General features: G+C 64.7%; 11 protein-coding genes. 3 read left to right on the top strand and 8 right to left on the bottom strand.

What is annotated here, in order from left to right; genetic code table 11:
• The first annotated feature begins 275 nt into the window (after positions 1-275).
• Positions 276-1700, top strand: coding sequence for a helix-turn-helix domain-containing protein (locus ACP150_RS08795; protein ID WP_424966221.1), 1425 nt, complete (start codon positions 276-278; stop codon positions 1698-1700).
• 193 nt (positions 1701-1893) lie between these two features.
• On the opposite strand, the gene ACP150_RS08790 is transcribed toward ACP150_RS08795, so the two are convergent.
• The gene (locus ACP150_RS08790) at positions 1894-2604 is read right to left on the bottom strand and encodes a dimethylsulfonioproprionate lyase family protein (protein WP_424966568.1); all 711 of its coding nucleotides are present in this window, start codon (positions 2602-2604) and stop codon (positions 1894-1896) included.
• Positions 2605-3006: 402 nt separating this feature from the next.
• On the opposite strand from ACP150_RS08790, the gene ACP150_RS08785 reads away from it, so the two are divergent.
• Complete coding sequence (locus ACP150_RS08785) at positions 3007-4662, top strand: glycosyltransferase domain-containing protein (protein ID WP_424966220.1); 1656 nt, start codon at positions 3007-3009, stop codon at positions 4660-4662.
• Positions 4659-5984 carry a glycosyltransferase family 2 protein gene (locus tag ACP150_RS08780; protein ID WP_424966219.1) on the top strand — a complete coding sequence of 442 codons (1326 nt, stop codon included), beginning with the start codon at positions 4659-4661 and terminating at the stop codon, positions 5982-5984. Before ACP150_RS08785 ends, ACP150_RS08780 begins: the two co-directional genes overlap by 4 nt.
• 18 nt (positions 5985-6002) lie before the next feature.
• On the opposite strand, the gene ACP150_RS08775 is transcribed toward ACP150_RS08780, so the two are convergent.
• The 7 genes from ACP150_RS08775 to ACP150_RS08745 form a co-directional block, all read right to left on the bottom strand.
• Positions 6003-6824 (bottom strand): sulfotransferase domain-containing protein, encoded by an 822-nt coding sequence (locus ACP150_RS08775; protein ID WP_424966217.1) that lies wholly within the window; start codon positions 6822-6824, stop codon positions 6003-6005.
• Positions 6825-6951: 127 nt separating this feature from the next.
• Complete coding sequence (locus tag ACP150_RS08770; RefSeq protein WP_424966216.1) at positions 6952-7533, bottom strand: sulfotransferase family 2 domain-containing protein; 582 nt, start codon at positions 7531-7533, stop codon at positions 6952-6954.
• Positions 7534-7828: 295 nt separating this feature from the next.
• A complete protein-coding gene (locus ACP150_RS08765) occupies positions 7829-8821 on the bottom strand; it encodes an SIS domain-containing protein (protein WP_424966215.1) in 993 nt (330 codons plus the stop codon).
• A gap of 31 nt (positions 8822-8852) precedes the next feature.
• Entirely contained in the window at positions 8853-9743 is an 891-nt protein-coding gene (locus ACP150_RS08760) for a carbohydrate kinase family protein (protein WP_424966214.1), read from the bottom strand.
• The gene (locus tag ACP150_RS08755; protein WP_424966213.1) at positions 9740-10792 is read right to left on the bottom strand and encodes an ABC transporter ATP-binding protein; all 1053 of its coding nucleotides are present in this window, start codon (positions 10790-10792) and stop codon (positions 9740-9742) included. The genes ACP150_RS08760 and ACP150_RS08755 overlap by 4 nt, the downstream gene beginning before the upstream one ends.
• On the bottom strand, positions 10793-12277 hold the full coding sequence (gene argH, locus ACP150_RS08750) for an argininosuccinate lyase (protein WP_424966212.1): 1485 nt from the start codon (positions 12275-12277) through the stop codon (positions 10793-10795).
• On the bottom strand, positions 12274-12708 hold the full coding sequence (locus tag ACP150_RS08745; RefSeq protein ID WP_424966211.1) for a VOC family protein: 435 nt from the start codon (positions 12706-12708) through the stop codon (positions 12274-12276). The genes argH and ACP150_RS08745 overlap by 4 nt, the downstream gene beginning before the upstream one ends.
• Positions 12709-12723: the final 15 nt, after the last annotated feature.

Here is a 12723-nt window from a genome sequence, read left to right as displayed (position 1 = left end):
CACGTCTAGGATCGCGCAGCCGGGACCGCCCGCGCTGTGTCTGGTCCGCGTGTCACCACGCGGCTGCGCTGGCCTCACCCTGCTCACCGTGCAGGATGCGGACATGCAGTATCATCGTCTTGGATCCCCCCTCGACCGCCTGGTCTGGCACCTTGGCGGCGCTCCATTGTCGATCTGTCCACAGGGGTAGGCGACCGGTCCGCTATGCGTCGATCCCTGAACGTGTTACGATGTACGAATACACAAATTGAAATGTGTGAAATGTGGAAATGTGAATGGCCGACGAACTGCGAAAAGTCTTTGCCGGAGCCCGCATCCGTCATCTCCGCCAGAGCCGCAAGCTCACTCAGGCGGAGTTTGCCAAGGAACTTGGGATCTCAACGAGCTACGTCAACCAGATTGAGAACAATCATCGCTCGCTTTCGGCCTCGGTCATCCTCGCGCTGTTTGATGTGTTCGATTTCGACCTGTCGGAACTGGCGCTGGACGAATCCGGCAAGGTCGCCGTGGATCTGGGCGAGATCCTGTCGGACCCGATCTTTGCCGATGACACGGTCCTGCCCCAGGAATTGAAGATCGCCGCCTCGAACACGCCGAACATGGTGCGCGCCTTTCTCGGGCTTTATCAGGTGTTCCAGCAGACCCGCGCGCAGCTGGGCCAGATCGACCACCGGCTGGCCGAGACCGAGGCCTCGGTCACCCCCCTGCCCTACGAGGAGGTGCGGGATTATTTCCATTACAAAGACAACTACATAGACGAGTTGGACCGCAAGGCGGAGGCCTTTGCCCGGATCCTCGACCACTCGGAAAACCAGCGCGCCACGCAATTGGCGGAATACCTCGCCGACACCCATGGCGTCCGGGTGCTGGAGACCAAGAAAGCCGCCGAGGCGGGCGCGATCCGGCGCTATGATCCGGCGACCAGAACCCTGCATCTGAGCGCGACATCGACGGCGGCGACGAACCTGTTCCAAATGGCCTATCAACTCGCCCTGATCGAACAGCGCGGGTTGATCGAGGGCCTGCTCGACGATGCAGCCTTTCATTCCACCAGCGCGCGCGAGGTCTGTCGCATGACCCTCGCGAACTACTTTGCCGGGGCCGTGGTCCTGCCCTACGGGGATTTCCGCGCCGCCGCCGCCGAGATGCGCCATGATCTCGACCGGCTTGCCTTTCGCTTCGATGCCAGCCGCGAGCAGGTCTGCCACCGGCTCAGCATGTTGCAGCGCCCCGGCAACAAGGGCGTGCCGTTTTACTTTCTGCGGATCGACCGGGCCGGGAACATCACCAAACGCCACAGCGCCACGAGCCTGCATTTCACCCGGTTCGGCGGCTCCTGCCCGCTGTGGAACGTCCACCGGGCCTTTGAAAGCCAAGGCGAGATTCTGCGACAGCTCGCTGGCACCCCCGATGGGCGGCAATATCTGTGCCTCGCCTTCAGCAAGACGATCCGCAGCGGGGATTTCCACACCAGCTCGCGCAAATACGCAATCGGGCTGGGATGTGAGGCGAAATACGCCTCACAGCTGGTCTATGCGGATGATCTGGACGTCACGAATGTGGATCGGTTCGAGCCTATCGGCACGGGATGCCGGATCTGCGAGCGGGCCGATTGCAGCCATCGCTCCGTCCCGCCGCTGGCCCGCGAGATCGCGGTGGACCACCACTCGCGTCAGGCGGTGCCGTTCCGGATCGACTGACGCTTGGGCGGGTCCGCCTAGCCGGGCAAGCACCGGAAGGCTGAAGTTACCGGCCAAGACCGCCCCGCCCCGAGCCATTCCGGGGGCAGAGATCCGACCAGATCGCCACGACGCGGATGCGGGCCACGCCGCGCAAGGACAACGTCCTGACCGGACCTCCGAACTGCCGTCCGACCGTCCCCGGTGCCGGACCCTAGATCCCCTGACGCATCCGCGCCTTGCGGGTCGAGCTCATCTTCATGCCCGGATCGCTTAGCCGCGTGGAAGGTCCGACCCAGGCATAGGCCAAAAGGCACGGATCCAGATCCGCCGTGGTGATCCGATGTTCCTCGCCCGGACGGTTGAGAATCAGCGACCCCGGCGCATGCACCGCCACGTCATTCTCGGACCAGGCCCCGGCGATGGAGATATAGCTCTCTTCGATCTCGGCATGACTGTGTTGCGGATAGGTCGTGCGCGGCGCGAAAAGAACGAAACCCAGCACCAGCCGGTCAGACTGCACCGGGCCACGGGGGCCCAGCACCTCGCAATAGGCGTATTTCCGGACCAGCGTCCGGGGCACCTTGGTATAGCCATATTCCCATGTCAGCGCCCCCGAGACCCGCTCCAGCGCGCGCGCCATGCCCGAGACCGCACCCCGTTCCCCCAGATCCAGCGCCCGGGCGAGATGGGCCGTGACCGGCTTGACCTCCGGCGCGCGCATCACCAGCGCGGGGTTGCCATCGATGGTCTTGGACAGCGTGTCCCGCACCCGCTTGCGATGGCCACGGATCAGCTTGCTGCCCCCGGCGGACCCATGACGGTAGAGCCCGTCAAATTCCCGCAGCAGGTACAGCCAGTCAGGGTGATCGAAGAGCTTCGGCGCAGGGGCCTCGGTCTCGGAGAGCGGGGGGGTGTCCATCATCATCTCGGGTCTCGTATCAGGCACATCCGGTTTGGCCGAGCTATGCCCGACCTGCGTTCGCGCTTCGTCGCAATCCGCGCCATTTCCCATGTCGCAAACGACATATGGGCGACATCCGCGCGCGATGCACCCCCTTGTCTGACCCGGACCCCGCATCCGGCGCAACCCGGGCACGCCCCTGTCACGCACCGCGCGGATCCGCCTGTGGCTCTGGGCGAACACTTCGCCCCGGAGCGCCCAGGGATTGGGCAAACCAACTTGCAAAATCACGTGATCTCGGGCACCACCAACCCATTCCTGCCACCCAGGCGTCGCGCGTCGAACGCCGCAACATGTGGGGCTTTCTTGCTTTACCCTGACGACGAATTTGAGAGCGATCCGGGTGTCGACGTCGCCAGCCTGTTGACACAGGATGCACGGGACACGGTCGAGATCTTCTTTGACGAGGCTCATTACTTCGACACCAACACCGATGTGCAGGATGCCGGGATCGAGGGGTTTGGCCACTTCCTGACCAACGGCTTTGCCGAGGGTCGCGCGCCTTCGCGACTGGTCGAGATGGGGTTCCTGAAGTTTCTCGTCTCGCAGGAGGAGCATCCGCTCGAAGAGATCCCCGAGACCATCGATGCCTTCGCCCAGATGCTCGAGGACTGGCCGTCCGATACGGTGTTCGGACCCGCGCCGCTGCTCTGTCCGCAATGGCTCAAGATGCAACTTGGCCTGACCGAGGAGCTCAGCCTTGCAGAGCTTCTGGCGACGGAGGCCCCGGTGGGACAGATTTCGCTGCATCCCGGGTTCAGCGCGATCACGGTCACCGAGGCCCAACCGCTGCACAGCCTGTTCAAGGGTCTCAGCGATGCGGATTACGAAGAACTCTCGCTCATCGATCTGACACATTACATCTCGAACCACCGGGATCTCGCGCATCTGCGGGGCAAGACCAAGGCGGCCTTTGCCCATCTGTGGTCCAATGGCGCCTTCGAGAACCGGTTGAAGTATCTCGGCAACCGCCGCCCGTCCAACGCGGCGATGGAGATGGTCTACCTGACCCAATGCGCGACGGTGTACCGGACCCATATGTCCCGCAGCTCGCTTCTGTCGCCGCAAAACCCGACCAGCCTGCTGCCCCAGACGTTGAAATTCGGGGCGGCGGATGACCCCACCATCCTGGCCGTGCGCAAGGTCATGACCCGCGCCCATCCCAATGAGGTCACGGATCTGAGCCTGGAGGGCTTTCTGCTGCTGCAGGAGGTGATGGCCAAGCGCGAGACCCTCGTGATCCCCGCGCTTGTGGACGAGAACGCGCCCGCCCCGACCCTCCGCCCCGTGGGTGCCGAGGCGATCCTCGATCGCGATCTTCTGTCCGGGGCGCACAAGGTCACCACCAAGCGGGTGGTCTATTGTGTCAATCTGGGCGGCTATGATGACCTGCCGATCCCGCCGGAGATGGAGGATTGCAGCTATTTCCTGATCACCGACGCGGCCGAGATCCCCGAGGGCAGCCCCTGGACCCTGGTCAGCCCGACCCTGCAGGAAACCGACATCAAGCGCCAATGCCTGTGGTACAAGACCCATCCCCACTGGCTCTTTCCGGACGCGGAGTTCGTCACCTGGATCGACAGCAACGTGGAGTGCAAATCCTCCAGCGGGCAGATCCTGATCGCCCATGAGACCCTGTCGGAGATCGCCACCTTCCTGCATCCAGACCGCGATTGCGTCTATGAAGAGGCGCTGATGATCAAGAAGCTGAAGCTCGATCAGGCCCCGATCATCGAACGCGTGCTCGAACAGATGAAGAAGGACGGTCTGCCCAAGCATTACGGGCTTTATGAGACCAATGTTCTGTTCTCCCGCAATCAGGATCTGGGCGTGCGCGCCTTTTTCGAGACCTGGTGGCGACGGATCTATCTGGGGTCGCGCCGGGATCAGATGTCCTTCACCTATTCCGCGTGGAAAGAGGGGATCGACATCACCCCGCTCGACGCGCGCTACTGCGCCAAGAACAGCCGCTTCTTCACGAAGCGCGCCCACAAGAACCTGACGGGACGATTTGTATGAGCACGCCTGCCGCCTCGCCCAATCTGGCTGACCTGTCCATTGTGATCCCCGTCTATGGCGCGCTGGAGGAAACGCTCGATTGCGTCACCTCGCTCTTGCAGAGCGATGCCGGGGGCTGCCCGATCTTCCTGATGGATGACGGGTCCGACTGGCATGTTCAGGACACCCTGCGCAGCCGATTCGCCGACGCACCGAATGTCACGCTGATCTCGCATTTCCGCAATCGCGGCTATACGCGCAACATCGCCATGGGCGTGGACCAGACCAACACAGAATATGTCTGCATCCTGAATTCCGACACGTTGCTGCCGGCGGTCTGGGCCGGGCCCCTCGTCGCCAAGCTCGAGAGTGATGCCTATCTCGCCGGGGTCGGCCCGCTGTCCAACGCGGCGAGCTTCCAGTCGGTGCCCGATCTCGTCGATCCCGAAACCGGCAAGTTTTCCGAGAATGACGGGCTGGGCTTTGATCCCGCAGAGCGCGAGACGGTCGCCGCCCTGCTGCACGAGCTTGGCAAGGGGGTCTGCGTGGATGTGCCGATCCTGAACGGGTTCTGCACGGTGTTCCGCCGCAGCGCACTGGACGCCATCGGCGGCTTCGACACCCAGGGCTACCCCGAAGGCTATGGCGAAGAGAACGACCTGTGCATCCGGCTGAAGGCCGAGGGCTATCGCCTCTGCGTGCTGCTGGACTGCTTTGTTCACCACCAGAAAAGCAAATCCTTCGGCTCCGCCCGCAAAGAGACGCTGTCGGCCCGGGGTGCGCGCACGCTCGCCAAGAAATTCGGGCCCGAGCTGGTCCCGAGCCTGAGCAAGCAGATGGGCGCGTCCCTGCCCCTGAACAACATCCGCGCACTGGTCAAGGCCGCGCTCGACACCGGGACGACCCCGCAGGTCGAGGGGATCGCGCCCGATGCCGGCGCGGTGTCCCTCCCGGCTGCGGACGGGACGCGGACCTGCCTCGCGCTGCAGGGCGGCGGGACCTATCGCATCTCGGCCACGGGGCTGAACGCGACCCCCAATGCAGGCGATCTGCCGGGGATCACGGTTTCGGCCACGCCGGACGCGCTGCACGTCAGCCTGCCGGAGAGCAGCGCCCTGACCCTTGTGGGTGGCGCGCCCGTGCACAGCGCCTTGCGCGCGCTGAGCCAGGCCTCGTTGCTGCAAACGCTCTACGTGACCGGCTGGGAAATCCCCGCGGGACCGCCCGCCGCCGAGACCGACGAGGACAGCGACGCAGCGCCGGTCGCCCCCTGGCCCGAAGCCTGGGCCATGCCCGAGGACACCGACAAGCTGTCCTTCTCGCGGCTCTGGCTGTCGAACTGACCCGGCGGGGAGCGGCGCCTAGCTGCGCGGCTCCCAACCCAATGGCGTGCCGAAAATCTCGGTCTCGCAAAAGGCGATGTCCTCGGCATAGACCTCATAAAGCTCCGCGATCGCGCTGTCGGGAATTCTCAGCCCGGGCAGGGCCTCGCGGTCATCCAGGTTCAGGTCGGGATAGCGCTTGTGGATCCGGTTGTGCAGCTCACCAACAACGGTGATCGCATCGCCAACCTTCTTATACGTTACTCCACGATTGAACTGCGTGCCCTGCTCCTTGAAAATATGCGGCTCTAATCCGAGAAACGCATAGGCCGCCTGAGCGACGCTTTGACCGTCGGTCTTTATGTTATCAAACTGCTCAACGAAAAAATGTTCGCGGCCGTAAACAGCACGCCAGTCAAGCCAGTGCTGTTTGTAATGGCCAATTTGCTCAATATCGCCAACAGCGGCGCGAAAGTTGTGCATGAAAGACTTGGTCAGGTCGAGACGCCCATGTCGCAGGTGGTGCCAATAGGCCGAGATCGCCCGCTCTACCGGGTTCCGCAGCGCAAGAAAGAAGCGCACATCATTGCCCAACCGGTGTTTGATCCGCTGCGGTATGGCAACGCGCTTTCGACTTGTCCAAAAGTAGCCCGGCGTGCTTTCGCCGCGATAGGCTAGAGACGAACCATCAGTGAAGTGCTCCATGTATTCGACGAACCCATCATCGGTGTGGTCACCCTGATCGAAATATTGCAACTCCTTGGTCTCGGACATGAAGATGTCCGGATGATCCCCGAGCATTGCGTGGAACCATGTGGAGCCAGCTTTCTGCGCGCCGATGACGATGATATTGGGTTTCATGAAATGCGCTGTCTCCGTCGGTCATGTCTGCCACAAAAGGTAAAGGAAGTCGCTGTCACGTCCAACCGGCTTGCCCGACCAGAGCCGCCCGGATCGGAACTGGCTGACGCGGATACCCGGACAGTCTTCAGGGATAGATGGTGATGCCGGGCTCGCCGGGCTTGTCGAAAGAATAGCCGAGGTTTTCGATGTCATCTGCCATCAGGGCGGCGAACACCTCCTGCTCCTCGGGGCCAAAGGCGGCCTGATAGGTGGGCCGGTCTTTCAGCGCGTTGACCTTGGGCAGGGTCTTCTTTTCAAGATCCAGAAGCTCGCAGAGGCGGTCGAACCCGGTCTGCAGGTCCTCGAAACTGATCAGCATATCCACCGCCCAGCGCCCATCCGGATATTTGAGCGCCCCAACCTGGCTACGCGTCAGGTGCCGGTAATCATGGCCCTTCACTGGCGGGTTCTCGAGGGTTTCGAGCAAGGAATTCTTCTTGGTGGACTCGCAGTATTTCCAGCCGGAGATGAACCGATCCCAGGGGTTTCTGACAATGGCTAGCTTGAGGTACTTCGCCAGCTTTTGCTCATCCCAGTCATCTTTGTATACACCATTCTGATACTTTGCCTTGTCCTCCGGTGGGAGCTCGCCCAGAAACTTGTACGCGGTCGAACCGGCACATTTGCGTTGATGTATGAACACCAGATTATGTTCTTCATACAGCATAGCGACACTCCAAGCTCAGATCGTATCCGAGGCGGCGCGACCCGCTCCGAGCATCGGCAGATCCCGTGGTGGCCACGTGGTGATCTGCTGCTGCATCGGGGTGTTTCGACGGCGCGTCAAGGGCATCTGGTGGGTACATCATTCGGTAAAGCGCGCGAATTGGCGCCACATCTGGACCATGGCATGAAGCCATTTGCTGGTAAACAGCTACAATGTACCAGCCCTGTATCCGGCCTGCGCCCGCGCAGGTCTGCGCGCGGATTTATGCTGGGGATGCACATGGCGGGGGGCCCGCTCAATGTGTGCGGGTAACCTTGGCGAGGAACTGGGGACGGTCCGGGTTGCGGCCCAGCCTGCGCGTCGCCGCCTCCAGCGCGCGGTAGACCGCCGGGAGCTGGATCAATGGGTCGATAAGCGGATGGAGCAGGGGCGCCTCGGGCACCCGGTAACAGCGCGCGCCCTGTTGCGCGAGCCGGTCGAGCACGGCACCGCCCTCTGGCTGCACAAGGCCGATCACCCCGAACCCCTCCACCGCGATGGCCGCCGGACCATGGAGGACTTCGGCCTCGGAATAGGCCGTGGCATGCCGCCCGCAGAGCTCCATCGCCTTCAGCGCGATTTCCGCCGCCACACCGGCCGCCGCAGCCCGACCCAGCACAAAAAGACCCGCACTGTCGCACAGGATCGCCTCCAGGGCCGGATCCACACCCGTGCCTGTCCGCAGCGCCTCCGGAGCCCGGGTCAGCGCATCGGCCAGCGCCGCATCTTCGGCCCAGTGGGCCACGAGCCAGAGCCCGGCCAAGGCGGAGTTCACGAAGCTCTTGGTCGCCGCCACCGCCTGTTCGGGTCCGGCGGCCATATCGAGACCATGGGCCGCCGCCTCGGCCAACGGGCTGCCGGGCGTGTTGGTCACGGCAAGGGTCAGCGCGCCGGTGCCCCGGGCTGCCGCCATCGCCGCGCTCAGATCCGGGCTTTGCCCTGATTGGCTGATCCCGAGCACGGCGCGCGGCCGACCGCTGGCCACCGCCTCCGGCAGGCCCCCCGGCGCGAGGGGTTCCAGCGCGACCGGCAGGCCGAGGCACCGCCAGAGCGCATGGCCGATCACCGCCCCCGCATGGCGCGAGGACCCGTGGGCGATCAGCGAGATCGAAGTCGGCTCTGCGGCGCGCAGGGTTCCGGCCAGCGCCTGCAGGGATGCCTGCGCGTCGGCCCCGGTCAGGCGCGCGGCAGCCTCCGGGATCTCGGCAATCTCCCGCGCCATCCAGCTTTGCGTGTCGGGGGATGTCATGGGCGCGATGCCCCGCGGGCGTGGTTTGCCATCACCCATGCACCTGTTCGGCGGGCGCCTCGGCCTTGCGCAGGGCCGCAGCCCCGCTCAGCCCGCCCGGCGCAGCAACGGCAGCGGCTCCGCAGCGTACACCTTCCTCGACACATCGACGCAAGGAGGCCCCTTCGAGCCAGCGCGCGAGGAAACCGCCATTGAACGCATCCCCCGCGCCGGTGCTGTCCACGACCTCCGCCTTGTGGGCCGGGACACGGACGCTGCCCTGCCGGGTCAGGGCCTCGGCCCCCTCGGCCCCGCGCTTGATCACCGTGACAGGGGCCGGGCAATCGACCATTCCCAGACGCTCCAGCGCCTCGGTCTCGGCGCGGTTGGGCAAGAAGACATCGACCTGCGCGATCAGGCCCAGCGCCTCGGCCCCCATGGCATCGTCCCAGCCGCAATCCAGCGACACGGTCATGCCAGCCTCGCGCGCAGCGGCCACGAGCCAGGGATGCTCGGCCAGGGTGCGCAGCTCGCCAATATGCAGATGCTGCACCTTCAGGGTCCGCAGCCCGCCGCCATCGATCCGGGGCAAGGCTGGCCCGTCGGTCCGGGTCAGAAAGGCGCGGTCCTCGCCCAAGGGCATGGCCACGGTGATCTGCGGGTCCGCACCCTTGGGCGCGTTGGGACACAGGCTCAGGTCGAGCCCCGCGGCATCCAGCGTCTCGGTCACCGGCCCGTCGAAGGGCGCGGCGGGCAGGGTCGCCAGCAGCGACACGGGCACGCCCAGGGCCGCAAGATACGCGCCCGTCAGGGCGGCCCCGCCCCCGGGATGCAGGCTCAGCCCCTCGGCAAACACCTCGGTGCCGAGGCTGGGCATCCGCCCCAGCCCCTGAAACACCAGATCGCAATAGAGCCGACCGGCGCAGAGAACTCCTCCGCTCATGGCAGGGCCGCGCCCGTGGCCGTGTCGAAGAGGTGCAGTGTCTCGGGTGCAGCCCCAAGCCGGACGGTCGCGCCGACCTCCGGCGGGGTGCGGCCATCGGCTTTGGCCACGACCTCGCCAGCTTCGGTTTCCACGTAGATCAAGGTCTCGGACCCCAGGGGTTCGCGCACGGACACCCGGCCCTCCACAAGGGGCACGCCGTGATCCGCAATGAGATCATCGGGACGGACGCCCACCAGCACATCGCCGCCCGCCGTGGCCCGCGGCAGGGCGATGTCGCGCCCCGAGGCAAGCCGCACCGCCCCATCGGCGACCTGCCCCGGCAGCATGTTCATGGCCGGTGCGCCGATGAACTGCGCGACAAAGGTGTTGGCCGGGCTGTGATAGACCTCAGCCGGGGTGCCGACCTGCTGGATATGGCCGTCCTTCATGATGACGATCCGGTCCGCCATGGTCATCGCCTCGACCTGATCATGGGTGACGAAGACGATGGTGTTGCCCACGCGCTGGTGCAGCTTCTTGATCTCCAGCCGCATCTGTGTCCGGAGCTGCGCATCGAGGTTCGAAAGCGGCTCATCAAAGAGAAACACCGCCGGATCGCGCACCATCGCCCGCCCGATGGCCACGCGCTGCCGCTGGCCCCCGCTGAGCTGGTTGGGCTTGCGCCCCAGAAGGTCGGTCATGTCGAGAATGCCCGACACCTCGTCGATCCGCGCATCCTTGTCCGCCTTGGACATCTTGGACGCCCGCAAGCCAAAGCCGATATTCTTGCGCACGGTCATATGCGGATAGATCGCGTAATTCTGGAACACCATGGCGATGTCCCGCTCCTTGGGTTCGAGATTGTTGACCACGCGGCCCCCGATCTCGATCGTGCCCCCGGTCACCTCTTCGAGCCCGGCGATCATCCGCAAGGTCGTGGACTTGCCGCACCCCGAGGGACCGACCAGCACCACGAACTCGCCATCATGGATCGTCAACTCGATCCCATGGAGAACCTGCGTGCTGCCATAGGCCTTGGTGAGCTCCGTAAGCTTCAGATTTGCCATCTACCCCTCCAAAACCTGTGTGAATGCCGTCGCCAGAGCCTTATCCGCCATCTGCCAACGGGCCTGCCGGGCCTCAAATGCCCGACGCAGGGACGCCAGCTCGGTGCGATAAGCGGCAAATGCCGCGTCGAGCGCGGCGGGCGCGGGCCCTCCGAACCGGTCCCGGCGCGCAACGAAGCTCTCGGCCGAGACCGCCGCGCCATAGCCCGCCGCGTCCAGCCCGGGCGCGTGGCCCTCCTGCGCGGTAAAGGCGGTGGCAAAGGCATCATACCCGTCCGACAGGGGCACGCCCCGCGCGATCACCGATTTCGCCGTTTGCGCCGCCACCTCATGGGCCCGGCGAAAGGTCAGGCCCTCGGCCCGCACCAGCGTATCAGCCAGCTCGGTGATCGTGACACAGGCCGCATCCGCGTTGGCCTGCACCCGGTCCGCCCGGATCCCGCATTGCGGCACCATCGCCGCCAGCAGCCGCAACACGCGGTTCCCACTGTCAAAGGCCGCGTAGCCCGCCTGCTGCACCTCGCCCTCACTGTCATTCATGTCCGTGAAGGGGGTGTTGTGCATCGTGTTCACCACCATGTCGCAACGCCCACAGGTCACGCTGGCCAGATGCCGCATATGCTCGATCGGCACCGGGTTGCGTTTCTGCGGCATGATCGAGCTGACCTGCACCAACGCGTTCGGCACATAAAGCTGCCCGACCTCAAAGGATGACCAGAAGGCCATGTCCTGCACCACCCGCCCAAGATGGAGGAAAACCAGTTTCAGCGCGGAATAGAGCCCCGTGACGTAATCCACGCTGGCGATGCAGCCATAGGAGTTGCGCAAGGGCCCGTCGAAACCCAGCAGCTCCGCCACGCGGTCCCGGTCAATAGCAAAGCCGCTGGTGGTGATGGCCGCGGCGCCCATTGGGCAATGCTCCAACCCCTCAAGCGCTGCGTCGAGCCGCGCCGCATCCCGCAAAAGGACCTCCGCCGCCGCCGAGAGGTAGTGCCCAAAAGTCGTGGGCTGCGCCGGCTGGCCATGGGTATAGGCCACGATCAGGGTGTCGCGCTCGACCTCGGCCTTGGCAATCAGAGCCTCCGCAAGGGCCAGCACCAACCCCTGCGCCTCGGCCCCCCGGCTGCGCAGGGCCAACTTGAACAGCGTGTGGTCCATATCGTTGCGCGAGCGGGCCGTGTGCAGCGCCCCGCCCAGATCCCCGAGCCGCGCGCGCAACTCTGCCTCTACGAGGAAGAAGTAATCCTCATGCTCGCCCGTATAGGTGAGCTTGGGGATCTCGACCTCCGCGTCGATATCCGCCAGCGCACGCGCCAAGGCCGCCCCGTCCCCTGCGCCCAGGATCCCGGTCTCGACCAGCATCACCAGATGCGCCCGGTTGATCGCGCCCATATGCGCCGCGTAATGGGTCTTCACCCCCTCAAAAAGCGGGGCAAGCACCGTGTCGCGATAGGTGGGATCGGGAAAGGTGGAATGGTCGGTCATGGCTCCCCCAGAACGGCGCGGACCTTGTCATGGTCATAGGTGGTCAGCTCCAGATGATTGCCATCGGGATCCTGAAAATAGAATGACCAGGCCCGGCCATGGTCATCTGCGTCATCGATCCCCAGTGGCGTACCCGTCCGCCCCATGACATCCGGATGGGGCAGAACCTCGGCAAAGCCCAGAAACACCGTGCCCGTAACCCGAAACGCCTTGGTGTGATCCCCGTCCGATGGCGGCCGCCCGGGGAAAATCGTCGCGCAATACTGCCCCTTGGGCGTCGCCATGTAGCGACCCTCCGCCGCCCGCGGCCGAAAGGGCAACTCGGACAATCCCAGAACCCGCCCGTACCAAGCCACAGCCGCGTCCAGATCCGCTACATAGAGATGCCCGTGATCAATCGCCGAAACCGGCGCGAGGGCTGACCCGCTCATACTGCCCCCCTCATT

It is taken from the genome of Dinoroseobacter sp. S375 (assembly GCF_049800775.1).
In the GTDB taxonomy this organism is placed as follows: domain Bacteria; phylum Pseudomonadota; class Alphaproteobacteria; order Rhodobacterales; family Rhodobacteraceae; genus Dinoroseobacter.
Note: the sequence above shows the minus strand (reverse complement) of the source record. Positions and strands in the feature narration are given on the sequence as shown.

Bases quoted from the DNA above. Each gene is read 5' to 3' on its own strand.
- ACP150_RS08795 (WP_424966221.1), top strand. From the start codon at position 276: ATGGCCGACGAACTGCGAAAAGTCTTTGCCGGAGCCCGCATCCGTCAT.
- ACP150_RS08790 (WP_424966568.1), bottom strand. From the start codon at position 2,604: ATGATGGACACCCCCCCGCTCTCCGAGACCGAGGCCCCTGCGCCGAAG.
- ACP150_RS08780 (WP_424966219.1), top strand. From the start codon at position 4,659: ATGAGCACGCCTGCCGCCTCGCCCAATCTGGCTGACCTGTCCATTGTG.
- ACP150_RS08775 (WP_424966217.1), bottom strand. From the start codon at position 6,824: ATGAAACCCAATATCATCGTCATCGGCGCGCAGAAAGCTGGCTCCACA.
- ACP150_RS08770 (WP_424966216.1), bottom strand. From the start codon at position 7,533: ATGCTGTATGAAGAACATAATCTGGTGTTCATACATCAACGCAAATGT.
- ACP150_RS08765 (WP_424966215.1), bottom strand. From the start codon at position 8,821: ATGACATCCCCCGACACGCAAAGCTGGATGGCGCGGGAGATTGCCGAG.
- ACP150_RS08760 (WP_424966214.1), bottom strand. From the start codon at position 9,743: ATGAGCGGAGGAGTTCTCTGCGCCGGTCGGCTCTATTGCGATCTGGTG.
- ACP150_RS08755 (WP_424966213.1), bottom strand. From the start codon at position 10,792: ATGGCAAATCTGAAGCTTACGGAGCTCACCAAGGCCTATGGCAGCACG.
- argH (WP_424966212.1), bottom strand. From the start codon at position 12,277: ATGACCGACCATTCCACCTTTCCCGATCCCACCTATCGCGACACGGTG.
- ACP150_RS08745 (WP_424966211.1), bottom strand. From the start codon at position 12,708: ATGAGCGGGTCAGCCCTCGCGCCGGTTTCGGCGATTGATCACGGGCAT.